Source organism: Shigella sonnei (assembly GCF_002950395.1).
Classification (GTDB): Bacteria; Pseudomonadota; Gammaproteobacteria; order Enterobacterales; family Enterobacteriaceae; genus ECMA0423.
This window is the reverse complement of record NZ_CP026802.1, coordinates 1,028,043-1,051,718: the sequence shown is the minus strand read 5'-3', so window position 1 is coordinate 1,051,718 and position 23,676 is coordinate 1,028,043. Positions and strand designations below refer to the sequence as shown.

Sequence of the window (23,676 nt, the reverse complement as noted above, 5' to 3'; positions counted from 1 at the left end):
TGCGATGGCACAAGTAATCTTTAATGAAGAGTGGATGGTTGAATACGGCCTGATGCTTCGCACTGGTCTGGGTGCCAGACAAATTGAAGCATACCGCCAGAACTGTTGGGTGGAAGGCTTCCACTTCAAACGAGTATCTCCTTTAGGGAAGCCAGACAGTAAGCGAGGGATTATCTGGTACAACTATCCGAAGATAAATCAGTTTATCAAAGACTCATGATATGTCTAAATTACCAACAGGTGTCGAGATTCGAGGTAAATACATTCGCATCTGGTTCATGTTTCGAGGAAAACGATGTCGGGAAACATTGAAAGGCTGGGAGATTACTAACAGTAACATTAAAAAGGCCGGGAATTTAAGAGCGTTGATAGTTCATGAAATCAGTTCCGGTGAATTTGAGTATTTAAGACGTTTTCCCCAGTCCAGCACTGGGGCAAAAATGGTGACAACGAGGGTCATAAAAACATTCGGGGAGCTTTGTGATATCTGGACAAAAATTAAAGAGACAGAGTTAACAACAAACACAATGAAGAAAACGAAATCACAATTAAAAACACTCAGGATAATAATTTGTGAGAGTACCCCGATATCGCATATTCGTTATAGCGATATCTTAAACTACCGGAATGAACTGCTGCATGGAGAAACGCTTTACCTAGATAATCCAAGATCCAACAAAAAAGGAAGAACCGTGCGCACAGTTGATAACTATATCGCCCTGCTCTGTTCGTTGTTACGTTTTGCGTATCAGTCGGGATTTATATCAACCAAACCATTTGAAGGAGTAAAAAAATTACAGCGAAACAGAATAAAGCCTGACCCGTTATCTAAAACAGAATTCAATGCATTAATGGAAAGTGAAAAAGGACAGAGCCAAAACTTGTGGAAATTTGCCGTTTACTCCGGGCTTCGTCACGGGGAACTGGCAGCTCTGGCGTGGGAGGATGTGGATTTCGAGAAGGGAATTGTGAGGTAGCCTGAGTTTAACGGACACTCCTTCCTGAAATAGAATGGCATCAGAAGGAGCTAATAATGAGCAGAAAAACCCAACGTTACTCTAAAGAGTTCAAAGCCGAAGCTGTCAGAACGGTTCTTGAAAATCAACTTTCGATCAGTGAAGGCGCTTCCCGATTATCTCTTCCTGAAGGCACTTTAGGACAATGGGTTACCGCCGCCAGAAAAGGGCTCGGTACTCCTGGTTCCCGCACGGTGGCTGAACTGGAATCTGAAATTCTGCAACTGCGTAAGGCGTTAAATGAAGCTCGCCTTGAGCGAGATATATTAAAAAAAGCAACAGCGTATTTTGCACAGGAGTCGCTGAAAAATACGCGTTAATCGAACAATGGCGACAACAATTTCCCATTGAAGCGATGTGTCAGGTATTTGGTGTATCCAGGAGCGGTTATTACAACTGGGTACAGCATGAACCCTCAGACAGAAAACAAAGTGATGAGCGGCTAAAACTGGAGATTAAGGTGGCACATATCCGCACTCGCGAAACATATGGAACCCGGCGGCTCCAGACGGAGCTGGCAGAGAATGGCATCATCGTTGGTCGTGACCGACTGGCACGTCTTCGTAAGGAGCTAAGGCTACGCTGTAAGCAGAAACGCAAGTTCAGAGCGACTACGAACTCGAACCACAATCTGCCAGTTGCGCCAAATCTGCTGAACCAGACGTTCACTCCTACAGCACCAAATCAGGTCTGGGTGGCGGACCTGACGTATGTTGCCACACAGGAGGGATGGTTGTACCTCGCTGGCATCAAAGATGTTTATACGTGCGAAATTGTCGGCTACGCCATGGGAGAGCGCATGACAAAAGAGCTGACAGGTAAAGCCCTGTTTATGGCGCTCAGGAGCCAGCGCCCACCTGCCGGGCTAATCCACCACTCTGATCGAGGTTCACAGTACTGCGCATACGATTACCGGGTCATACAGGAGCAGTCTGGTCTGAAAACATCAATGTCGCGTAAAGGTAACTGTTACGACAACGCTCCGATGGAAAGCTTCTGGGGAACGCTGAAAAATGAGAGCCTGAGCCACTATCGTTTTAATAACCGGGATGAAGCCATCTCAGTAATACGGGAATACATTGAGATTTTCTACAATCGTCAGCGTCGTCACTCTCGTCTGGGGAATATCTCCCCGGCAGCCTTCAGGGAAAAATATCATCAGATGGCTGCTTAAAAAAAGAACAAATGGTAGTGTCCGCTATTGCCAGTACACCTCATTGTGAATGTCAGAAGAAACCTGACGATACTTGATATGTTCGGTCCCCCAAAAACAAATGCCGGGATCCGGACGGTAACATTACTGCAGCCGGCTCTTGAAGCACTGAAGGAGCAATACAAACTGACCGGGCATCATCGCAAAAGCGAAATCACTTTTTATCATCGGGAGTACGGCAGAACTGAAAAGCAAAAACTGCATTTTGTTTTCATGCCCAGGGTGTGTAACGAAAAACAGAAACCTTATTACTCGGTAAGCAGTTTGGGTGCAAGATGGAATGCAGCAGTAAAACGTGCTGGTATTCGCCGCCGTAATCCGTACCATACGCGACATACTTTTGCCTGCTGGCTGTTGACGGCAGGAGCGAACCCGGCATTTATAGCCAGCCAGATGGGGCATGAAACTGCGCAAATGGTGTATGAAATTTACGGTATGTGGATTGATGACATGAACGACGAACAGATAGCCATGTTGAATGCGCGGTTATCGTAGTTGCAAAGTTTGCCCCCAATTTGCCCCATTTAGTACCAGAGAACTGAAATAATGCAAGAAAATCAACAAATTACAAAGAAAGAACAATACAACCTGAACAAATTACAAAAACGTCTGCGTCGTAACGTGGGCGAAGCCATTGCTGACTTCAATATGATTGAAGAAGGCGATCGCATCATGGTTTGCCTCTCCGGGGGTAAAGACAGCTATACCATGCTGGAGATTCTGCGCAATTTGCAGCAAAGCGCGCCAATCAATTTTTCGCTGGTGGCTGTTAACCTCGATCAAAAGCAACCGGGCTTCCCGGAACACGTTCTGCCCGAGTATCTTGAAAAGCTGGGCGTTGAGTACAAGATTGTCGAAGAGAACACTTACGGTATCGTGAAAGAGAAGATTCCAGAGGGCAAAACCACTTGCTCACTGTGTTCTCGCCTTCGTCGCGGTATCCTTTATCGTACCGCAACGGAACTGGGGGCGACGAAGATCGCGCTGGGTCACCATCGTGACGATATCCTGCAGACGCTGTTCTTAAATATGTTCTACGGCGGCAAGATGAAAGGTATGCCTCCGAAACTGATGAGCGATGATGGCAAACATATCGTTATTCGTCCGCTGGCCTACTGCCGCGAGAAAGATATTCAGCGATTTGCCGATGCAAAAGCGTTCCCGATTATTCCGTGCAACCTGTGCGGTTCACAGCCTAACCTGCAACGTCAGGTGATTGCTGACATGTTGCGTGACTGGGATAAACGTTATCCAGGGCGTATCGAGACGATGTTCAGCGCGATGCAGAATGTGGTGCCGTCGCATCTGTGCGATACCAACCTGTTCGATTTCAAAGGCATCACCCACGGTTCTGAAGTGGTTAACGGGGGTGATCTGGCGTTTGATCGCGAAGAGATCCCACTACAACCGGCGGGCTGGCAGCCAGAAGAAGATGAAAATCAGTTGGATGAGTTACGGCTGAATGTGGTTGAAGTGAAATAACCAGGATGGCGCCCGATGCGCAAGCGTATCGGGCTACTCTTATGGAGGCCGGATAAGACGCGGCCAGCGTCGCATCCGGCAATCCCGAATAAGATGTTTACTCTTGCACCCGGCAATTCAACATTTCATTATTTTAATAACCGCACCCGGCTCGTTTTTCCTTTAATCTTCCCGCCCTGTAACTGTTTCCATGCTTTATGAGCAACAGCCTGACGGACCGCGACATAGACATGCGCCGGATGCACGGCGATTTTGCCAATATCTGCGCCATCAAGCCCGATATCTCCTGTCAGTGCACCTAATACATCACCCGGGCGCATTTTGGCTTTTTTCCCACCATCGATACACAACGTTGCCATTTCTGCTTCCAGCGGCACAATGGAACTATTAGCTGGCGGCGTTTGCCAGTTAAGTTTTATCTGCAACATGTCAGAAATGATATTGGCCCGCTGTGCTTCTTCCGGAGCACAGAAACTGATCGCCAGACCGCTATTTCCTGCACGAGCTGTACGGCCGATGCGATGTACATGAACTTCAGGGTCCCACGCCAGCTCAAAGTTCACCACCAGCTCAAGCGATTTAATATCCAGACCACGCGCAGCAACATCAGTCGCAACCAGTACACGGGCGCTACCGTTAGCAAAACGTACCAGGGTCTGATCGCGATCGCGTTGCTCCAAATCGCCGTGTAATGACAATGCACTTTGCCCTACTTCATTCAGCGCGTCGCAGACAGCCTGGCAATCTTTTTTGGTATTGCAAAACACCACGCAAGAGGATGGCTGATGCAAGCTTAATAACCGTTGCAACAGAGGAATTTTGCCTTTGCTGGATGTCTCATAAAATTGTTGTTCAATGGGTGGCAAAGCATCTGTTGAGTCAATTTCAATCGCCAAAGGATCGCGTTGCACTCGTCCGCTGATTACGGCAATGGCTTCCGGCCAGGTTGCCGAAAACAGAAGCGTCTGTCGAGATGCAGGCGCAAAACGGATGACATCATCAATGGCATCGCTAAATCCCATATCCAGCATGCGGTCGGCCTCATCCATCACCAAAGTATTCAGCGCATCCAGTGATACCGTGCCTTTTTGCAAGTGATCCAGCAAACGACCCGGCGTTGCCACGATAATATGCGGCGCATGTTGCAACGAATCACGCTGCATACCGAACGGTTGACCACCGCACAACGTCAAAATTTTGGTATTTGGCAGAAAACGCGCCAGCCGACGCAATTCACCTGCCACCTGATCCGCCAGTTCACGCGTAGGACACAGCACTAAAGCCTGGGTTTGAAATAGCGACGCATCAATTTGCTGTAACAAGCCGAGGCCAAAAGCCGCCGTTTTGCCGCTGCCGGTTTTCGCCTGCACGCGAACATCTTTTCCGGCAAGGATCGCCGGAAGCGCGGCGGCCTGCACCGGCGTCATAGTTAAATAACCCAACTCATTAAGGTTCGTGAGTTGGGCGGGAGGCAAAACATTCAGGGTAGAAAAAGCGGTCACAATCTATTCTCGTGGTCATCGACGCAAAGTTAGCAGGCGCGTATCCTCGCAGATCTACGCTCACGATGCGACAATTTAATCGGTTCTTCATCGGGTGGTGGGTCAGGCATGGGTTGCGGGCGAGGGATCGGATCGGGCACTGGAACAGGATCGCCAGGAATCGGTTCAGGGACAGGAATTTGCAAATAAATAAGTGTCGTCATATTTCCCTCCGGTCATTGGGTGGACTCTTAAAGGGTAGACGCTGATAAATAACAGGCAAAAAAAAGCCGACTCATCAAAGTCGGCGTCGTACGAATCAATTGTGCTATGCAGTAATTCAAAAAAGGAAGTAAGACAATATGGAGCGCAACGCCCATCGCTTGACGTTGCATTCACCTGCAAGGGAGATATTGCCCTGAATGGGTAGAGAGTTTATTGACTTCGCTCAAACTTTGCGGCGTTTTTGTATACAGACAGCCGGAAAAATTGCTTTTGTTACAACCATTTACTACGGTGCAACCATAAAGCAACACCACCAATAAGAACAACTAACAGAATACAAAAAATTGAAAATCCGAATTGCCACCCGCCGCCAGGGATCCCACCAAGGTTGACGCCAAATAACCCGGTCAGAAAGGTACTGGGTAAAAAGACCATTGCCATCAACGACATTGTATAGGTACGACGAGCTAAATTTTCCTGCATCACCTGAGCGATTTCATCCGCCATCACGCCAGTCCGTGCTATACAGGCGTCGATTTCGTCAAGGCCGCGCCCAAGGCGATCGGCAATATCCTGCATCCGACGGCGTTGGTCATCGCTCATCCACGGCAAACGTTCACTGGCAAGACGAGCATAAACATCACGTTGCGGTGCCATATAGCGACGCATCACAATTAATTGTTTGCGCAGCAGAGCCAGGAATCCACGCGGTGGAATTTGCTGATCAAGGAGATTATCTTCAAGGTCGATAATTTTATCGTGCAGCTGCTCGATAAATTCGCTGGAATGATCGGTCAACGCATCGCACACATCCACCAGCCACCCTCCGCAATCGGTCGGACCCGTGCCCTCTTCCAGATCGCTCACCACATCGTCCAGCGCCAGCACTTTGCGTTGTCGGGTCGAAACAATTAACCGCCCGTCCATATATACACGCATGGCGACCAGTTGATCGGGGCGTTCATCGGTGCTGCCGTTTATACAGCGCAATGTAATCAGCGTGCCTTCACCGAGACGGCTGACTCGGGGCCGCGTGCTCTCGCCCGCCAGCGCATCACGTACGTTATTGGGAAGCAGCGGTGTTGTCGCCAGCCATTGGGCGCTATCATGGTGTACATAATTAAGGTGGAGCCAGCAGGGATGCGCTTCATCAATCACATCTGTATTTTCCAGCGGTTTAACGCCGCCTCTACCATCCAGCATCCAGGCAAATACTGCATCCGGGACATTAACGTCCGATCCCTTAATCGCTTCCACAGTGCCTCCATCATCAACGCATTATTTTGTAGTCTAGCCTTCTGGCCCTGTTACGCAACATCTCATCACCCCATTACCCTGAAATGATTAATAAAATTCTGTCTAAATTGAATACAAAAAGCAAAATGCTTTTCCGTATACAAACCGTGTGAAGTGTTAAATAGCGTCTATCATTATCAGAATTATCTGATCATATGACGTGGCTTTTTTGCGATCGGATAGCAACAAAAATTGATAAAAATAACGGGATCTCAATGATTACGCACAACTTCAATACCCTGGACTTACTCACCAGTCCTGTCTGGATCGTTTCGCCCTTTGAGGAACAGTTAATTTATGCCAATAGCGCGGCGCGACTGTTGATGCAAGACCTCACGTTTAGTCAGCTACGAACCGGTCCCTATTCCGTCTCCTCACAAAAAGAACTGCCGAAATACCTCTCCGATCTGCAAAACCAACACGATATTATCGAAATCCTCACTGTTCAGCGTAAAGAAGAGGAAACAGCATTAAACTGTCGGCTTGTTTTGCGAAAGCTGACAGAAGCAGAACCGGTGATTATTTTCGAAGGTATCGAAGCGTCGGCAACGCTGGGTTTAAAAGCCAGTCGCTCGGCAAATTATCAGCGCAAAAAACAAGGTTTTTATGCGCGCTTTTTTCTGACTAACTCTGCACCAATGTTGTTGATTGACCCCTCACGAGATGGCCAAATCGTCGATGCTAACCTCGCCGCGCTCAATTTCTATGGTTATAACCATGAAACGATGTGCCAGAAACATACCTGGGAAATAAATATGCTCGGGCGTCGCGTCATGCCTATCATGCATGAAATTTCGCATTTACCCGGTGGTCATAAACCTCTGAATTTTATTCATAAGCTGGCGGATGGTTCGACTCGTCATGTGCAGACCTACGCCGGGCCGATTGAAATTTATGGCGACAAGCTCATGTTATGTATTGTACATGATATTACTGAGCAAAAACGGCTGGAGGAGCAGCTGGAACATGCTGCCCACCATGACGCGATGACCGGATTACTGAATCGGCGACAGTTTTATCACATTACCGAGCCAGGCCAAATGCAGCATCTCGCCATCGCCCAGGATTACAGCTTGTTGCTCATCGACACCGATCGTTTTAAACACATTAACGATCTCTATGGGCATTCTAAAGGTGATGAGGTGTTATGCGCCCTCGCCCGCACCCTCGAAAGTTGCGCTCGCAAAGGCGATTTGGTGTTTCGTTGGGGAGGCGAAGAGTTTGTCTTATTGCTACCAAGAACCCCACTGGATACCGCGCTTTCGCTGGCTGAAACTATCCGCGTAAGCGTGGCAAAAGTGAGTATTTCGGGCTTACCACGCTTTACCGTCAGCATTGGTGTGGCGCATCACGAAGGAAATGAAAGCATCGATGAACTGTTTAAACGCGTTGATGATGCTTTGTATCGGGCGAAAAATGATGGACGCAACCGCGTGCTGGCGGCATAAGCCGCGGATGCGTCTCGAGATCAACGACTGCGCTTAGCGTGGCGCTCCCAGTTTTCTTGCTTCGCCTGCGCCGTTTTACGTAGTGCGACGTAACACGCCCCGCTGCCGCCATGATGCGGTAGCGCAGTGCAATATGCCTGAACATCATCAAATTCGGTCAGCCAGCGCGCCACATAGCTGCGGACAATATTGGCATGCGATTTATCATCCCGTCCTTTGCCATGAATAATCAGCACGTTACGCAAACCATCAGCCATGGCTTGTTGAATGAAACTGAACATCATTTTGCGGCACTCTTCCACCGGCTGGCGCAAAAGATTCAGGCTCGCCTGTTGCGGATATTTACCACTGCGCAGCTTATCCAGCACCCCATGTTGCAACCCTTCCCGCCGAAACTCCAGCGGCTGACTTAGTGGGATGATGTCGAGAAATCCGGTGGTGAGGAAATTATCAAGCTGCAGCGTGTCGATACGCTGCGGCGCACGTTGGTTACGCGTTGGATGCCAGTGGACATCGGTAGCACGTTTCAGCGGCTGGACATCTTCCATGGCGTCAAGAAACAGCGATTTGTCGTCAAGGTTCATGTTACATCCTCCCGCAATTAAGAGCGCGATATGATAACCAGACCGGGTCGGTCCAACAACGTATTACCCAAAATTCCAGTAATAAGTTCCAAATATTGCCGATATTTTAAGCAAAATGCTTATGCATGATTATTCATTCACGATATTAATAATGTAACTTATATTTTCGTGAAATCTGTCACTGAAGAAAATTGGCAACTAAAGGTTAAAACCGTTATAACACAGTCACCGGCGCAGAGGAGACAATGCCGGATTTAAGACGCGGATGCACTGCTGTGTGTACTGTAGAGTCTGGCGGATGTCGACAGACTCTATTTTTTTATGCAGTTTTAACTTTGCAGATAGCCGCATTCTCGCCGGAATTGCGTGATTAATGACGCGGTCAGTGGTGTCTGGCGACTATCACGCCGCTGAATCAAATAATAGGCCGCTTTCGGTAAAATTTCGCTAACCGGCAACATCACCAGCCCCTGTCCGTGCAAGGGATCGCAGCCCATTTCTTCAGGCAGTATGCTGAGAAAATCGCTTTTTGCCACCAGACTGATACAGGCTGAGAACGTCTCGCAGACTACACCGACCTGTGGCGTTTGCGCCTGATCGTCAAGCAATTCACTCAACTGTTTGTAGTAACTGCCGTGTGGCGTCGGCATTGTCCAGCTGTAATCCAGTAACTGTTTGATCGAACGGGCACCAATGGCGGGGTGTCCCGGGCGGCAAAAGATCGCGAATTGCTTTTCCAGTAATTTCTCAAAAGTAAATTCGTGGTCGTACGGTCCCTGATAATAGGTATTGATGGTGAAATCCAATTCTCCCTGACGCAATTCATTAATCATCGACACCAGTTGCCCTTCCATAATGCGTACTTTTACCTGCGGATGCTGCTGATGAAAACGAGATATGACAGCTGGCATCAGACTGCGGGAAATACTGGCCCCCATGCCGATATTAATCTGCCCTGCCAGTTGCCCTTGTCGTTGGCGAATATCCTCTTGGGCTGCGCGCAGCTCTTCAAGAATAAGACTGGCGTGCTGATAAAAACTTTCACCGGCATCAGTTAACGTCACGCCTTTACTACGGCGAAAAAAGAGTTGCGCCGCTAATCCTTCTTCCAGCTCCTGAATAGATTTACTCAGTGCCGGTTGCGACATATTCAACATTCGGCTCGCTCCGCGAATGCTGCCCTGACGAGCCACTTCAACAAAAGCCCGAATTTGATGAATTTTTACCTGAAAAGCCATGACGCCACCGATAACCGTTATTTATCAGACCAAAGAAACTGGCATCTACTTTAATGCAGATGATTGTGTCAGGGTAATTTATGAACGGTTAAAACTGTGAAAAATCAGTTAGTGATAAGTAAAAACTATCGCTACGTGAACCGGGTCACACTTTTTACTGATGACGGGAAAGGTTATGGAGTCTTTGAATCAATTTGTTAATTCGCTTGCCCCAAAATTATCGCACTGGCGACGTGATTTTCATCACTATGCAGAGTCTGGCTGGGTGGAATTCCGCACTGCCACCCTTGTTGCGGAAGAATTGCAGCAGCTCGGCTATTCACTGGCGCTGGGCCGCGAAGTAGTTAATGAAAGTAGCCGGATGGGACTACCTGATGAACTCACTCTACAACGCGAATTCGAGCGCGCTCGTCAACAGGGTGCGCTAGCACAATGGATTGCGGTTTTTGAAGGTGGTTTCACTGGTATCGTCGCCACCCTGGATACCGGTCGCCCCGGTCCGGTGATGGCTTTCCGTGTCGATATGGACGCGCTGGATCTCAGTGAAGAGCAGGATGTCAGCCATCGCCCCTACCGCGACGGTTTTGCGTCATGTAACGCCGGAATGATGCATGCCTGTGGTCATGATGGACATACCGCCATTGGGCTTGGGCTGGCGCATACCCTTAAACAATTCGAGTCCGGACTACATGGCGTCATCAAACTGATTTTTCAGCCTGCAGAGGAAGGTACGCGTGGCGCGCGGGCGATGGTCGATGCAGGTGTCGTAGATGATGTTGATTATTTTACTGCCGTGCACATTGGCACTGGCGTACCTGCGGGCACCGTGGTGTGCGGCAGTGATAATTTTATGGCAACCACCAAATTTGACGCGCACTTCACCGGTACCGCCGCTCACGCAGGCGCAAAACCAGAAGACGGTCACAATGCCTTGTTGGCGGCAGCACAAGCCACTCTTGCACTGCATGCAATCGCCCCGCACAGCGAAGGAGCTTCCAGAGTAAACGTGGGCGTTATGCAGGCAGGAAGCGGTCGTAACGTTGTTCCTGCCTCGGCGTTGCTGAAAGTGGAAACACGCGGGGCCAGCGACGTCATTAATCAATATGTTTTTGACCGTGCACAACAAGCGATTCAGGGCGCAGCAACCATGTATGGTGTCGGCGTTGAAACTCGTCTGATGGGTGCAGCTACCGCCAGTTCTCCTTCGCCGCAATGGGTCGCATGGTTGCAAAGTCAGGCGGCTCAGGTCGCGGGGGTCAATCAGGCCATTGAACGTGTTGAAGCGCCTGCGGGTTCCGAAGATGCCACATTAATGATGGCCCGCGTGCAGCAACATCAAGGGCAAGCCTCCTACGTGGTGTTTGGCACACAGCTGGCGGCAGGTCATCACAACGAAAAATTCGATTTTGACGAGCAGGTTCTCGCTATTGCCGTCGAAACGCTGGCGCGCACCGCGCTCAATTTTCCCTGGACGCGAGGTATCTGATGCAGGAAATCTATCGTTTTATCGACGATGCGATTGAAGCCGATCGCCAACGTTATACCGATATTGCCGATCAAATCTGGGATCATCCAGAAACACGTTTTGAAGAGTTCTGGTCAGCGGAGCATCTGGCTTCGGCTCTGGAATCTGCAGGCTTCACCGTTACCCGCAACGTAGGCAATATCCCAAATGCCTTTATTGCTTCGTTTGGTCAAGGCAAACCGGTTATCGCCCTGCTGGGAGAATATGACGCCCTGGCAGGTTTAAGTCAGCAAGCTGGTTGCGCGCAACCTACATCCGCGACGCCCGGTGAAAATGGTCACGGTTGCGGACACAATTTGCGGGGAACCGCCGCCTTTGCCGCTGCAATAGCCGTCAAGAAATGGCTGGAACAATATGGGCAAGGCGGCACAGTGCGCTTTTATGGTTGTCCTGGCGAAGAAGGCGGCTCGGGTAAAACGTTCATGGTCCGCGAGGGGGTATTTGATGATGTGGATGCGGCACTCACCTGGCACCCGGAAGCCTTTGCCGGTATGTTCAATACCCGCACGCTGGCAAACATTCAGGCATCATGGCGCTTTAAAGGGATCGCAGCACATGCCGCGAATTCCCCTCATTTGGGACGCAGCGCCCTTGATGCCGTAACGTTGATGACCACTGGCACCAACTTCCTCAACGAACATATTATTGAAAAAGCGCGCGTACACTATGCCATCACAAATAGCGGCGGGATCTCGCCCAACGTGGTCCAGGCGCAGGCAGAAGTGCTTTATCTTATCCGCGCCCCCGAAATGACCGACGTGCAGCATATTTATGATCGGGTCGCCAAAATCGCCGAAGGTGCGGCATTGATGACCGAAACCACGGTTGAATGCCGCTTCGACAAAGCCTGTTCCAGTTATCTCCCGAATCGCACCTTAGAAAATGCCATGTACCATGCCCTATCCCATTTTGGTACCCCGGAATGGAACTCCGAAGAACTGGCTTTTGCGAAACAAATTCAGGCTACGCTCACCCCCAACGATCGGCAAAACAGTCTGAATAATATCGCCGCAACCGGTGGCGAAAACGGCAAGGCTTTTGCACTACGTCATCGTGAAACGGTACTGGCGAATGAGGTCGCTCCATATGCCGCCACCGATAACGTGCTTGCGGCATCGACTGATGTCGGCGACGTTAGTTGGAAACTGCCTGTTGCCCAGTGTTTCAGCCCCTGTTTTGCCGTCGGTACACCGCTACATACGTGGCAACTGGTTAGCCAGGGGCGAACATCTATTGCTCATAAAGGAATGCTGCTGGCGGCGAAAACTATGGCAGCAACCACAGTCAATCTCTTCATTGATTCAGGGCTATTGCAAGAATGCCAACAAGAGCATCAGCAAGTAACGGACACGCAACCGTATCACTGCCCTATCCCGAAAAACGTGACACCGTCACCTTTAAAATAACAACAACAACGCAAACACAACAACCGAGGAATGCCCATGAGTATGTCATCCATACCGTCGTCCTCCCAATCCGGGAAGCTCTATGGCTGGGTCGAAAGAATTGGTAACAAGGTTCTCCATCCTTTTTTGCTCTTTATCTATTTGATTATCGTACTCATGGTGACGACGGCAATTTTGTCGGCCTTTGGCGTCAGTGCGAAAAACCCGACCGATGGAACGCCGGTGGTGGTGAAAAACCTGCTCAGTGTGGAAGGATTACACTGGTCTTTACCCAATGTTATTAAAAACTTTAGCGGTTTTGCTCCACTTGGTGCGATCCTGGCGCTGGTTTTAGGTGCCGGTCTGGCGGAGCGCGTCGGCTTACTGCCAGCGCTAATGGTTAAAATGGCATCGCATGTTAATGCCCGCTACGCCAGTTATATGGTGCTGTTTATTGCTTTTTTCAGCCACATTTCTTCCGATGCGACGTTAGTGATCATGCCACCGATGGGTGCGCTGATTTTTCTGGCGGTGGGCAGGCATCCAGTTGCAGGTTTACTGGCTGCCATTGCAGGCGTAGGTTGCGGCTTTACGGCTAATTTACTGATTGTCACAACCGACGTGTTGCTGTCGGGGATCAGCACGGAAGCGGCGGCTGCGTTCAATCCGCAAATGCACGTCAGTGTAATTGATAACTGGTATTTTATGGCCAGCTCCGTAGTCGTACTGACGATTGTTGGCGGCCTGATAACCGACAAAATCATCGAGCCACGGTTAGGTCAATGGCAGGGAAACAGCGATGAGAAACTGCAGACATTGACCGAAAGTCAGCGTTTTGGTTTACGCATAGCAGGTGTCGTATCGCTACTTTTTATTGCTGCGATTGCGCTGATGGTGATCCCGGAAAACGGGATATTGCGCGATCCGATTAATCACACCGTGATGCCATCACCCTTTATTAAAGGTATCGTGCCACTGATCATTCTTTTTTTCTTTGTTGTCTCGCTGGCTTATGGCATCGCTACCCGCACAATTCGACGTCAGGCGGATTTACCGCAGTTAATGATTGAACCGATGAAAGAGATGGCAGGATTTATCGTGATGGTTTTTCCCCTCGCCCAGTTTGTCGCCATGTTTAACTGGAGCAACATGGGGTGAGGTAGCCTGAGTTTAACGGACACTCCTTCCTGAAATAGAATGGCATCAGAAGGAGCTAATAATGAGCAGAAAAACCCAACGTTACTCTAAAGAGTTCAAAGCCGAAGCTGTCAGAACGGTTCTTGAAAATCAACTTTCGATCAGTGAAGGCGCTTCCCGATTATCTCTTCCTGAAGGCACTTTAGGACAATGGGTTACCGCCGCCAGAAAAGGGCTCGGTACTCCTGGTTCCCGCACGGTGGCTGAACTGGAATCTGAAATTCTGCAACTGCGTAAGGCGTTAAATGAAGCTCGCCTTGAGCGAGATATATTAAAAAAAGCAACAGCGTATTTTGCACAGGAGTCGCTGAAAAATACGCGTTAATCGAACAATGGCGACAACAATTTCCCATTGAAGCGATGTGTCAGGTATTTGGTGTATCCAGGAGCGGTTATTACAACTGGGTACAGCATGAACCCTCAGACAGAAAACAAAGTGATGAGCGGCTAAAACTGGAGATTAAGGTGGCACATATCCGCACTCGCGAAACATATGGAACCCGGCGGCTCCAGACGGAGCTGGCAGAGAATGGCATCATCGTTGGTCGTGACCGACTGGCACGTCTTCGTAAGGAGCTAAGGCTACGCTGTAAGCAGAAACGCAAGTTCAGAGCGACTACGAACTCGAACCACAATCTGCCAGTTGCGCCAAATCTGCTGAACCAGACGTTCGCTCCTACAGCACCAAATCAGGTCTGGGTGGCGGACCTGACGTATGTTGCCACACAGGAGGGATGGTTGTACCTCGCTGGCATCAAAGATGTTTATACGTGCGAAATTGTCGGCTACGCCATGGGAGAGCGCATGACAAAAGAGCTGACAGGTAAAGCCCTGTTTATGGCGCTCAGGAGCCAGCGCCCACCTGCCGGGCTAATCCACCACTCTGATCGAGGTTCACAGTACTGCGCATACGATTACCGGGTCATACAGGAGCAGTCTGGTCTGAAAACATCAATGTCGCGTAAAGGTAACTGTTACGACAACGCTCCGATGGAAAGCTTCTGGGGAACGCTGAAAAATGAGAGCCTGAGCCACTATCGTTTTAATAACCGGGATGAAGCCATCTCAGTAATACGGGAATACATTGAGATTTTCTACAATCGTCAGCGTCGTCACTCTCGTCTGGGGAATATCTCCCCGGCAGCCTTCAGGGAAAAATATCATCAGATGGCTGCTTAAAAAAAGAACAAATGGTAGTGTCCGCTATTGCCAGTACACCTCAGGGAAATTCATCGCCGTGGGGCTGACCGATATACTGGAAAGTTCAGGGCTTAGCGGCATCCCGGCGTTTGTCGGTCTGGCGTTGCTTTCCTCTTTCTTATGCATGTTTATTGCCAGCGGTTCCGCAATCTGGTCGATTCTGGCCCCCATTTTCGTACCAATGTTTATGCTACTTGGCTTTCACCCGGCATTTGCGCAAATCCTCTTTCGTATTGCCGACTCATCCGTATTGCCTTTAGCGCCGGTATCTCCTTTTGTTCCACTGTTTCTTGGATTCCTGCAACGCTACAAACCAGACGCGAAACTGGGTACTTACTATTCGTTAGTCTTGCCCTATCCGCTTATCTTTTTGGTGGTATGGCTGCTGATGTTGCTGGCGTGGTATCTTGTTGGTCTGCCGATAGGTCCGGGGATTTACCCACGTTTGTCTTAAGAGAGAACGGATGCTGAGATTACTTGAAGAAAAAATTGCCACGCCACTGGGTCCACTGTGGGTGATTTGCGATGAGCAATTTCGCCTGCGGGCGGTTGAATGGGAAGAGTACAGCGAACGCATGGTGCAGCTGCTGGACATCCATTATCGCAAAGAAGGCTATGAGCGCATTTCTGCCACCAACCCAGGCGGTTTAAGCGACAAGCTTCGTGATTATTTTGCCGGTAATCTTAGCATTATTGATACGCTTCCCACTGCCACAGGGGGGACGCCATTTCAGCGCGAAGTCTGGAAAACTCTACGCACTATCCCCTGCGGACAGGTAATGCATTACGGCCAACTGGCTGAACAATTGGGCCGCCCTGGCGCGGCGCGTGCCGTTGGTGCGGCAAACGGATCGAATCCCATCAGCATCGTCGTACCTTGCCATCGGGTTATTGGCCGAAACGGCACCATGACCGGATATGCAGGCGGAGTTCAGCGAAAAGAGTGGTTATTGCGCCACGAAGGTTATCTTTTGCTGTAAACATTAAACAATTTGTGCCAGCTTGTTCACACTTTTATGTAAAGTTACCCTTAACAACTTAAGGGTTTTCAAATAGATAGACATATATTTACATCTAATATCGGAATTCTCTGCTGTTAAGGTTTGCTTAGACTTACTTGCTCCCTAAAAAGATGTTAAAATTGACAAATATCAATTACGGCTTGAGCAGACCTATGATCCCGGAAAAGCGAATTATACGGCGCATTCAGTCTGGCGGTTGTGCTATCCATTGCCAGGATTGCAGCATCAGCCAGCTTTGCATCCCGTTCACACTCAACGAACATGAGCTTGATCAGCTTGATAATATCATTGAGCGGAAGAAGCCTATTCAGAAAGGCCAGACGCTGTTTAAGGCTGGTGATGAACTTAAATCGCTTTATGCCATCCGCTCCGGTACGATTAAAAGTTATACCATCACTGAGCAAGGCGACGAGCAAATCACTGGTTTCCATTTAGCTGGCGACCTGGTGGGATTTGACGCCATCGGCAGCGGCCATCACCCGAGCTTCGCTCAGGCGCTGGAAACCTCGATGGTATGTGAAATCCCGTTCGAAACGCTGGACGATTTGTCCGGTAAAATGCCGAATCTGCGTCAGCAGATGATGCGTCTGATGAGCGGTGAAATCAAAGGCGATCAGGACATGATCTTGCTGTTGTCGAAGAAAAATGCCGAGGAACGTCTGGCTGCATTCATCTACAACCTGTCCCGTCGTTTTGCCCAACGCGGCTTCTCCCCTCGTGAATTCCGCCTGACGATGACTCGTGGCGATATCGGTAACTATCTGGGCCTGACGGTAGAAACCATCAGCCGTCTGCTAGGTCGCTTCCAGAAAAGCGGTATGCTGGCAGTCAAAGGTAAATACATCACCATCGAAAATAACGATGCGCTGGCCCAGCTTGCTGGTCATACGCGTAATGTTGCCTGATTTTTCCGCATAACTCACTATCCTTCTGTCATATCATTAAATTTTTCTGATTTATTGATCTGGCAGAAGGTTCATCACTGTTTCATTCACCAGATATGGGTTAATCTTTTAATTACAAACTGCGTTGACAGTTGTTGTAAGGAGACCCTGTATGGCTATGTATCAGAACATGCTCGTTGTTATCGATCCTAACCAGGACGACCAACCAGCATTGCGGCGAGCTGTTTATTTACATCAACGGATTGGTGGCAAAATTAAAGCCTTTTTGCCGATCTATGACTTCTCATACGAAATGACCACCCTGCTCTCCCCGGACGAACGTACCGCTATGCGTCAGGGCGTCATCAGCCAGCGTACAGCCTGGATCCACGAGCAGGCAAAATATTATCTCAATGCTGGCGTTCCCATTGAAATTAAAGTGGTCTGGCATAACCGTCCCTTCGAAGCCATCATTCAGGAAGTGATCAGCGGCGGGCACGATTTGGTGCTAAAAATGGCGCACCAACATGACCGTCTGGAAGCGGTGATTTTTACGCCAACGGACTGGCATCTGTTACGCAAATGCCCAAGCCCGGTGTGGATGGTGAAAGACCAGCCGTGGCCGGAAGGAGGTAAGGCGCTGGTGGCGGTGAATCTCGCCAGTGAAGAGCCGTATCATAATGCGCTCAATGAAAAACTGGTCAAAGAGACGATCGAACTGGCAGAACAAGTCAACCATACCGAAGTTCATCTGGTTGGCGCTTACCCAGTAACGCCAATTAATATCGCGATTGAACTGCCGGAATTTGATCCGAGCGTTTATAACGATGCCATTCGTGGGCAACATTTGCTGGCAATGAAAGCTCTGCGGCAGAAATTCGGCATTAATGAAAACATGACGCACGTAGAAAAAGGTCTGCCGGAAGAGGTTATTCCTGATTTGGCGGAGCACTTACAGGCGGGGATTGTGGTTCTGGGCACGGTAGGACGCACCGGTATTTCAGCAGCATTCCTCGGCAACACGGCGGAACAGGTGATTGATCATCTTCGCTGCGATCTGTTGGTCATTAAACCTGACCAGTATCAGACACCCGTTGAACTGGATGACGAAGAAGACGATTAACGACTCTTCAATAACTGACAAGGCCCGAGTTATCGGGCCTATTTTTTACTTACTGCTCTTCGCCGCCAAGGAAATAAATTCCCAACGGGATTGCCAGCAACACAGTAAAGACCAGGCTATAAACAAAAATCATCGATGACTGAATCACATACATTGATGTCGTCCACTCAGACAGCGGAATATTGTACTGTTCTATAACGCCGCCGATAGTCGCGCGAGTCACAACCGACGCCGCAATAATGAAAACCGCCAACAAACCAAAGAGAAATTTTTTCCCTTTCGCTGACTTCAGTTTCGCCATAATCATGATGTAATCCTTGTGCAGACAAATTTCTTGTTACCTAAACGTAACAATACCATGACATTTCACCGTTGTCTGCTCTGAAAACCTCACCTCTTAGCTGGATTTACAATCAACGCATTGATTAGTTAGCTAATGTTGCTACTTCCTTCCCTGACTATTGATGATCTGAATGAATTGTCGCGGTAAAATAGCCCCGCCAGGGGTTTCCGGCATGACGACAATTATCTGGAGGAGCCTGATAAAACAATGATCGCTGAACTGTTTACAAATAATGCGCTTAATCTGGTCATTATTTTCGGTAGCTGCGCAGCATTGATTCTGATGAGCTTTTGGTTTCGCCGCGGAAATCGTAAAAGAAAAGGTTTTTTATTCCATGCGGTGCAATTTTTAATCTACACCATAATTATCAGTGCTGTTGGTAGCATTATTAAGGTAATGACTCCAACTTATTGATAGTGTTTTATGTTCAGATAATGCCCGATGACTTTGTCATGCAGCTCCACCGATTTTGAGAACGACAGCGACTTCCGTCCCAGCCGTGCCAGGTGCTGCCTCAGATTCAGGTTATGCCGCTCAATTCGCTGCGTATATCGCTTGCTGATTACGTGCAGCTTTCCCTTCAGGCGGGATTCATACAGCGGCCAGCCATCCGTCATCCATATCACCACGTCAAAGGGTGACAGCAGGCTCATAAGACGCCCCAGCGTCGCCATAGTGCGTTCACCGAATACGTGCGCAACAACCGTCTTCCGGAGACTGTCATACGCGTAAAACAGCCAGCGCTGGCGCGATTTAGCCCCGACATAGCCCCACTGTTCGTCCATTTCCGCGCAGACGATGACGTCACTGCCCGGCTGTATGCGCGAGGTTACCGACTGCGGCCTGAGTTTTTTAAGTGACGTAAAATCGTGTTGAGGCCAACGCCCATAATGCGTGCAGTTGCCCGGCATCCAACGCCATTCATGGCCATATCAATGATTTTCTGGTGCGCACCGGGTTGAGAAGCGGTGTAAGTGAACTGCAGTTGCCATGTTTTACGGCAGTGAGAGCAGAGATAGCGCTGATGTCCGGCAGTGCTTTTGCCGTTACGCACCACCCCGTCAGTAGCTGAACAGGAGGGACAGCTGATAGAAACAGAAGCCACTGGAGCACCTCAAAAACACCATCATACACTAAATCAGTAAGTTGGCAGCATCACCGCATTATTAATTATGTTATAGAAAACTATAAACTCAAATTTATCACCCCAGACGTTATCGATTTTATCTGTACGTCCCTGATTGCGGTTATTCTGACGATTAAGCTATTTTTGCTGATTAATCAGTTTGAAAAACAGCAGATTAAAAAAGGTCGCGATATCACCAGTGCGCGGATTATGTCGCGCATTATCAAAATCACCATTATTGTGGTGCTTGTTCTGCTTTATGGCGAACATTTCGGCATGAGCCTTTCTGGCTTGCTGACCTTTGGTGGTATTGGTGGTCTGGCTGTCGGTATGGCCGGTAAAGATATTCTGAGTAATTTCTTTTCCGGGATCATGCTCTATTTCGACCGTCCTTTCAGTATTGGCGACTGGATCCGTTCACCGGACAGAAATATCGAAGGTACAGTAGCGGAAATTGGCTGGCGAATTACCAAAATTACGACCTTTGATAATCGTCCATTGTACGTACCGAACTCGCTGTTTTCGTCGATCAGCGTAGAAAACCCAGGACGAATGACCAACCGCCGCATTACCACGACCATTGGTTTACGTTATGAGGATGCGGCAAAAGTGGGCGTTATTGTCGAAGCCGTACGTGAGATGCTGAAAAATCACCCGGCCATCGACCAGCGACAAACCTTACTGGTTTATTTCAACCAGTTTGCCGACTCGTCATTGAATATTATGGTTTATTGCTTTACCAAAACCACGGTATGGGCTGAATGGCTTGCTGCACAGCAAGACGTTTATTTGAAGATTATCGATATTGTGCAGTCACACGGCGCGGACTTTGCCTTCCCCAGCCAGACGCTGTATATGGATAACATTACACCGCCGGAACAGGGGCGCTAAATCAGACATCACTGGCGTTATCCACAAGGGTAACGCCAGTTCCCATCACATCAATGCTTCACAATATACATAGTCCGGCTGTACGCCACATCTTCCGGGTTATTAATGGGATAACCTTTCAGCCACGGCTTGATTAATCGTCCATTGGTATATTGATAAATTGGTGCAATCGGTGCTTGCTCCATGAGGATTTTTTCTGCCGCGTTGTAATCGGCATTACGCGCTTTAACGGTATTTTCCGTCGATGCCTGGGCCAGAACTTTGTCGTATGCCGGATTGTTAAAGCGTGAAATATTTCCTGAATGCGTTGACGTTAATAATGTCAGGAAAGTGGAGGGTTCATTATAATCCCCCACCCATGAGGCGCGGATAACATCAAAATTGCCGGTGTTACGGCTATCGATATAGGTTTTCCATTCCTGATTTTGCAATTTAACATCTACGCCAAGGTTCTTTTTCCACATCGATGCTACAGCAATCGCAATTTTTTGATGGTTTTCTGAAGTGTTATACAAAAGCGTCAGCTTCAGCGGTTTTTGCGGACCATAACCAGCTGCGCTCAACAAAGTTTTTGCCTGCGCATTCAGTTCTTCCTGACTCATTTGTTCAAACGGCGAAGGTTCCGGCGTAAATCCGGCGGTAACATCTGGTGTAAAATGCCACGCTGGCTTTTCGCCCGTCCCTAATACTTTTTCGGTCATCAGGCGGCGATCTATCGTCATACTTAATGCCAGACGAACGCGCTGATCTGCCGTCGGCCCTTTTTGCGTGTTAAACGCATAATAATAGGTCCCGAGCTGCGGCGGCGTATAAACCTGCCCCGGAATATCCTTCAACAGCTTCTGATACATATTTTTCGGGAAGGATTCGGTGATATCAATATCCCCCGCGAGGTAACGCTTAGTGGCTGCGGATTCCTGATTAATTGGCAGGAAGGTCACTTTTTGCAGTACCGTTTTGGCGTTATCCCAATAATGGGTATTCGGTACCACGACCAGTTTTTCATTGACTACGCGATCTTTAAGAACATAAGCGCCATTGCCGATCAGATTTCCGGGTTTCGTCCACTCTTTACCGCTTTCTACGTTGGCTTTTTGCACCGGGAAGAAGGCAAAGTTAGCGGTTAAATTCACAAACCACGGCAACGGTTTATCAAGCTGAATTTTCAAAGTATGGGCATCAACTGCGGTGACGCCAAGCTGGTCTGGCGTAGCTTTACCATCAATAATCGCCTGTGCGTTGTTGATTCCCGCCAGCGCGGCAAACCATGCAAATGGCGATAGCGTTTTCGGGTCCACCAGACGCTGCCAGCTGTAGACAAAATCTTGCGCCGTTACCGGTGTGCCATCCGCCCATTTTGCGTTATCGCGCAGGGTAAAAGTCCAGATACGGTTGTCATTACTTTTCCACTGAGTCGCAACGCCGGGGACAATCTCCCCTTTCTCGTTCTGATTCACCAGTCCTTCAAACAGATCGCGAATGACCTGAATCTCTGGCAGGCCCACGGCTTTAGCGGGATCCAGCGACGCAGGCTCATCTTTAATGTGGCGCACCAGCTCCTGCTTCTCTGCCAGTACTGTGCCGCTCGGAACTTCTGCAGCATACGAAAGAGAAATGCTGCTGACCAACAGCGCACAACACGTGACTGAAACAGAGTGCTTCATAAGTTTCCCTCTAACCGACATTAAAATTGATGCGTAATTATTTGTTTCGCCTTAAAGAAATGCAAACAACTTCCATCAAAAAAGTGACACAGGGAGCATAAAATGTTTTATGTATCAATATATTAAATCAGATTTAGTGTAAATAATAGACGACAAAATGCGGTAAAGCACATAGAACACCGAACACTACGTTCAGGCTTCGCACGTTCAAACCAGTTTTCGGTATCATAATCAGCATCTGTCGCCATTGTACGAAGAATAAAAAATAACCAAAACGTTGAAAGGAACTGAGAATACGTTAAGAGAAAAATTAAATTAATGTATCAGCAAGTAGTGCTAAACAGCACCTTTATACTTCAGCCTATCTATAAATAATGAGAATGCCGAGCCAGCATGTCGACGGTGTGGATAGTACAGGTGATAACCGGGTAAATCTGGTGTGAATTTATCCAAAACACGTATCAGTTTTTTTTCTTTAATAGCCCGCTCAACCTGATCATAAGGTAGATACGCCAATCCATGCCCATCAATTGCAGCATCAATGATCAGGTCTATCGTATTCAGTAAAAGCTGACCTTCCATGCGAACACGAACTTCACGTCCACCGCGTATTAATCTCCAGCGATTTGCTGTACCCGATGTGGGAAGATACAAATTAATTGCCTGATGATCTATTAATTGTGACACTGACGTTGGAACACTTCGGCGAGAAAAATAATCCGGTGAGCCAACAATAGCCATTGGTATATCTGGCCCGATTCGAATGGCGATCATATCTTTATCCATCTCCCCACCCAGACGGACGCCTGCATCAAAACGTTCAGAAACGACATCGGTCAAACCATAATCAATGGTGAGCTGAATATCAATTTCAGGATGCGATTTCAGGAATGTGCGCATTGCTGGTAACAATATCGTTTTGGCTGCATGTTCTACAGTAGTAATACGTATTGTCCCGGATGGGCGGTTCTGCAGCTCGCTCAGGGATGCCAGGGCTGAATCTATGTCATGCAACATAGGGCCAAGAACAGACAAAAGATGCTCGCCCGCTTCAGTTGGAACAACGCTGCGCGTGGTTCGCGTCAGAAGCCGCAATCCCAATCGTTCTTCTATACGACGCACTATCTGGCTTAAAGCTGACTGCGCCATGCTCAGGCGGGCTGCTGCACGAGTGAAGCTACGCTCCTCTGCAACGACGACAAACGCCATCAGATCAGCGATTTCTTCACGCTTCATTCAGTATCTCCATGCAATCTATTAATCATTTAAATGATAGGTCTAATCATAATTTAGGGTCTAATCAACTTAATGATCAATATCTATAGTGATATCA

General features: G+C 48.6%; 20 protein-coding genes and 7 pseudogenes. 16 read left to right on the top strand and 11 right to left on the bottom strand.

Features of this window, described 5'->3' with window-relative positions; genetic code table 11:
* The first annotated feature begins 4 nt into the window (after positions 1 to 4).
* The 5 genes and pseudogenes from xisR (at position 5) to ttcA (ending at position 3,711) form a co-directional block, all read left to right on the top strand.
* Positions 5 to 220, top strand: coding sequence for an excisionase XisR (gene xisR, locus C1P89_RS05555; RefSeq protein WP_000079604.1), 216 nt, complete (start codon positions 5 to 7; stop codon positions 218 to 220).
* 1 nt (position 221) lies between these two features.
* Positions 222 to 971: pseudogene (locus tag C1P89_RS05550) on the top strand (Arm DNA-binding domain-containing protein); the annotation flags it as partial.
* Between the two features lie 62 nt (positions 972 to 1,033).
* A protein-coding gene (locus tag C1P89_RS05545; RefSeq protein ID WP_094096605.1) for an IS3-like element IS600 family transposase occupies positions 1,034 to 2,190 on the top strand; the annotation gives its coding sequence in 2 pieces (ribosomal slippage) (positions 1,034 to 1,283 and positions 1,283 to 2,190; 1,158 coding nt in all).
* A 42-nt stretch (positions 2,191 to 2,232) separates the two neighbouring features.
* Positions 2,233 to 2,724 (top strand): annotated as a pseudogene (locus C1P89_RS05540) (tyrosine-type recombinase/integrase); the annotation flags it as partial.
* A 51-nt stretch (positions 2,725 to 2,775) separates the two neighbouring features.
* Positions 2,776 to 3,711, top strand: coding sequence for a tRNA 2-thiocytidine(32) synthetase TtcA (gene ttcA / locus C1P89_RS05535; RefSeq protein ID WP_001157407.1), 936 nt, complete (start codon positions 2,776 to 2,778; stop codon positions 3,709 to 3,711).
* A 128-nt stretch (positions 3,712 to 3,839) separates the two neighbouring features.
* On the opposite strand, the gene dbpA is transcribed toward ttcA, so the two are convergent.
* The 4 genes from dbpA to ydaN all read right to left on the bottom strand — a co-directional run bounded on the left by dbpA (position 3,840) and on the right by ydaN (position 6,735).
* Complete coding sequence (gene dbpA, locus C1P89_RS05530; protein WP_000123760.1) at positions 3,840 to 5,213, bottom strand: ATP-dependent RNA helicase DbpA; 1,374 nt, start codon at positions 5,211 to 5,213, stop codon at positions 3,840 to 3,842.
* Between the two features lie 29 nt (positions 5,214 to 5,242).
* Positions 5,243 to 5,416 carry a proline-rich small protein YnaL gene (ynaL, locus tag C1P89_RS26235; RefSeq protein ID WP_001296046.1) on the bottom strand — a complete coding sequence of 58 codons (174 nt, stop codon included), beginning with the start codon at positions 5,414 to 5,416 and terminating at the stop codon, positions 5,243 to 5,245.
* 274 nt (positions 5,417 to 5,690) lie between these two features.
* Positions 5,691 to 6,674, bottom strand: coding sequence for a zinc transporter ZntB (gene zntB / locus C1P89_RS05525; protein WP_000387388.1), 984 nt, complete (start codon positions 6,672 to 6,674; stop codon positions 5,691 to 5,693).
* 13 nt (positions 6,675 to 6,687) lie between these two features.
* The gene (gene ydaN, locus C1P89_RS25800) at positions 6,688 to 6,735 is read right to left on the bottom strand and encodes a protein YnaN (RefSeq protein WP_211180494.1); all 48 of its coding nucleotides are present in this window, start codon (positions 6,733 to 6,735) and stop codon (positions 6,688 to 6,690) included.
* A 193-nt stretch (positions 6,736 to 6,928) separates the two neighbouring features.
* Between ydaN and dgcM the strand changes: the two genes are divergently transcribed.
* The gene (gene dgcM / locus C1P89_RS05520) at positions 6,929 to 8,161 is read left to right on the top strand and encodes a diguanylate cyclase DgcM (protein ID WP_005142734.1); all 1,233 of its coding nucleotides are present in this window, start codon (positions 6,929 to 6,931) and stop codon (positions 8,159 to 8,161) included.
* 20 nt (positions 8,162 to 8,181) lie between these two features.
* Here dgcM and smrA read toward each other — a convergent pair whose 3' ends face one another.
* Both smrA and C1P89_RS05510 read right to left on the bottom strand, forming a co-directional pair.
* Entirely contained in the window at positions 8,182 to 8,745 is a 564-nt protein-coding gene (smrA, locus tag C1P89_RS05515) for a DNA endonuclease SmrA (protein WP_001046821.1), read from the bottom strand.
* A gap of 329 nt (positions 8,746 to 9,074) precedes the next feature.
* The gene (locus C1P89_RS05510; protein WP_000885454.1) at positions 9,075 to 9,983 is read right to left on the bottom strand and encodes a LysR family transcriptional regulator; all 909 of its coding nucleotides are present in this window, start codon (positions 9,981 to 9,983) and stop codon (positions 9,075 to 9,077) included.
* 175 nt (positions 9,984 to 10,158) lie between these two features.
* Here C1P89_RS05510 and abgA point away from each other — a divergent pair, with 175 nt between their 5' ends.
* From abgA to uspE, 8 genes and pseudogenes are all read left to right on the top strand, one after another.
* Positions 10,159 to 11,469 (top strand): p-aminobenzoyl-glutamate hydrolase subunit AbgA, encoded by a 1,311-nt coding sequence (abgA, locus tag C1P89_RS05505; RefSeq protein ID WP_000444949.1) that lies wholly within the window; start codon positions 10,159 to 10,161, stop codon positions 11,467 to 11,469.
* Entirely contained in the window at positions 11,469 to 12,914 is a 1,446-nt protein-coding gene (gene abgB, locus C1P89_RS05500; protein WP_001156428.1) for a p-aminobenzoyl-glutamate hydrolase subunit AbgB, read from the top strand. The genes abgA and abgB overlap by 1 nt, the downstream gene beginning before the upstream one ends.
* Positions 12,915 to 12,950: 36 nt before the next feature.
* A pseudogene (locus C1P89_RS05495) lies at positions 12,951 to 14,048 on the top strand (AbgT family transporter); the annotation flags it as partial.
* Between the two features lie 64 nt (positions 14,049 to 14,112).
* A protein-coding gene (locus C1P89_RS05490; RefSeq protein ID WP_087879964.1) for an IS3-like element IS600 family transposase occupies positions 14,113 to 15,269 on the top strand; the annotation gives its coding sequence in 2 pieces (ribosomal slippage) (positions 14,113 to 14,362 and positions 14,362 to 15,269; 1,158 coding nt in all).
* A 43-nt stretch (positions 15,270 to 15,312) separates the two neighbouring features.
* Positions 15,313 to 15,744 (top strand): annotated as a pseudogene (locus C1P89_RS05485) (AbgT family transporter); the annotation flags it as partial.
* 10 nt (positions 15,745 to 15,754) lie between these two features.
* Entirely contained in the window at positions 15,755 to 16,270 is a 516-nt protein-coding gene (ogt, locus tag C1P89_RS05480; protein ID WP_000945005.1) for a methylated-DNA--[protein]-cysteine S-methyltransferase, read from the top strand.
* Between the two features lie 194 nt (positions 16,271 to 16,464).
* Positions 16,465 to 17,217 (top strand): fumarate/nitrate reduction transcriptional regulator Fnr, encoded by a 753-nt coding sequence (gene fnr / locus C1P89_RS05475; protein WP_000611911.1) that lies wholly within the window; start codon positions 16,465 to 16,467, stop codon positions 17,215 to 17,217.
* 151 nt (positions 17,218 to 17,368) lie between these two features.
* On the top strand, positions 17,369 to 18,319 hold the full coding sequence (gene uspE, locus C1P89_RS05470) for a universal stress protein UspE (protein ID WP_001262123.1): 951 nt from the start codon (positions 17,369 to 17,371) through the stop codon (positions 18,317 to 18,319).
* Between the two features lie 49 nt (positions 18,320 to 18,368).
* Here the strand turns inward: uspE and C1P89_RS05465 are convergent, their stop codons facing one another.
* A complete protein-coding gene (locus tag C1P89_RS05465; protein ID WP_000605090.1) occupies positions 18,369 to 18,626 on the bottom strand; it encodes a DUF2534 family protein in 258 nt (85 codons plus the stop codon).
* A gap of 243 nt (positions 18,627 to 18,869) precedes the next feature.
* On the opposite strand from C1P89_RS05465, the pseudogene C1P89_RS05460 reads away from it, so the two are divergent.
* Positions 18,870 to 19,073 (top strand): annotated as a pseudogene (locus tag C1P89_RS05460) (mechanosensitive ion channel protein MscS); the annotation flags it as partial.
* Here the strand turns inward: C1P89_RS05460 and C1P89_RS05455 are convergent.
* A protein-coding gene (locus C1P89_RS05455) for an IS1-like element IS1A family transposase (protein WP_243666939.1) occupies positions 19,070 to 19,767 on the bottom strand; the annotation gives its coding sequence in 2 pieces (ribosomal slippage) (positions 19,070 to 19,518 and positions 19,518 to 19,767; 699 coding nt in all). The pseudogene C1P89_RS05460 and the gene C1P89_RS05455 overlap by 4 nt on opposite strands.
* Positions 19,768 to 19,824: 57 nt before the next feature.
* Here C1P89_RS05455 and ynaI point away from each other — a divergent pair.
* A pseudogene (gene ynaI / locus C1P89_RS05450) lies at positions 19,825 to 20,679 on the top strand (low conductance mechanosensitive channel YnaI); the annotation flags it as partial.
* A gap of 50 nt (positions 20,680 to 20,729) precedes the next feature.
* Here the strand turns inward: ynaI and mppA are convergent.
* The 3 genes and pseudogenes from mppA to pgrR all read right to left on the bottom strand — a co-directional run bounded on the left by mppA (position 20,730) and on the right by pgrR (position 23,579).
* On the bottom strand, positions 20,730 to 22,343 hold the full coding sequence (gene mppA / locus C1P89_RS05445; RefSeq protein ID WP_000683008.1) for a murein tripeptide ABC transporter substrate-binding protein MppA: 1,614 nt from the start codon (positions 22,341 to 22,343) through the stop codon (positions 20,730 to 20,732).
* A gap of 164 nt (positions 22,344 to 22,507) precedes the next feature.
* Positions 22,508 to 22,582: pseudogene (locus tag C1P89_RS26405) on the bottom strand (epoxyqueuosine reductase QueH); the annotation flags it as partial.
* 97 nt (positions 22,583 to 22,679) lie between these two features.
* Positions 22,680 to 23,579: a DNA-binding transcriptional regulator PgrR gene (gene pgrR / locus C1P89_RS05440; RefSeq protein WP_000817693.1), complete on the bottom strand. Its 900-nt coding sequence runs from the start codon at positions 23,577 to 23,579 to the stop codon at positions 22,680 to 22,682.
* Positions 23,580 to 23,676: the final 97 nt, after the last annotated feature.

Coding starts and splice junctions, on each gene's coding strand:
- xisR (WP_000079604.1), top strand. CDS start 5: ATGGCACAAGTAATCTTTAATGAAGAGTGGATGGTTGAATACGGCCTG.
- ttcA (WP_001157407.1), top strand. CDS start 2,776: ATGCAAGAAAATCAACAAATTACAAAGAAAGAACAATACAACCTGAAC.
- ynaL (WP_001296046.1), bottom strand. CDS start 5,416: ATGACGACACTTATTTATTTGCAAATTCCTGTCCCTGAACCGATTCCT.
- dgcM (WP_005142734.1), top strand. CDS start 6,929: ATGATTACGCACAACTTCAATACCCTGGACTTACTCACCAGTCCTGTC.
- smrA (WP_001046821.1), bottom strand. CDS start 8,745: ATGAACCTTGACGACAAATCGCTGTTTCTTGACGCCATGGAAGATGTC.
- C1P89_RS05510 (WP_000885454.1), bottom strand. CDS start 9,983: ATGGCTTTTCAGGTAAAAATTCATCAAATTCGGGCTTTTGTTGAAGTG.
- abgA (WP_000444949.1), top strand. CDS start 10,159: ATGGAGTCTTTGAATCAATTTGTTAATTCGCTTGCCCCAAAATTATCG.
- abgB (WP_001156428.1), top strand. CDS start 11,469: ATGCAGGAAATCTATCGTTTTATCGACGATGCGATTGAAGCCGATCGC.
- ogt (WP_000945005.1), top strand. CDS start 15,755: ATGCTGAGATTACTTGAAGAAAAAATTGCCACGCCACTGGGTCCACTG.
- fnr (WP_000611911.1), top strand. CDS start 16,465: ATGATCCCGGAAAAGCGAATTATACGGCGCATTCAGTCTGGCGGTTGT.
- uspE (WP_001262123.1), top strand. CDS start 17,369: ATGGCTATGTATCAGAACATGCTCGTTGTTATCGATCCTAACCAGGAC.
- C1P89_RS05465 (WP_000605090.1), bottom strand. CDS start 18,626: ATGATTATGGCGAAACTGAAGTCAGCGAAAGGGAAAAAATTTCTCTTT.
- mppA (WP_000683008.1), bottom strand. CDS start 22,343: ATGAAGCACTCTGTTTCAGTCACGTGTTGTGCGCTGTTGGTCAGCAGC.
- pgrR (WP_000817693.1), bottom strand. CDS start 23,579: ATGAAGCGTGAAGAAATCGCTGATCTGATGGCGTTTGTCGTCGTTGCA.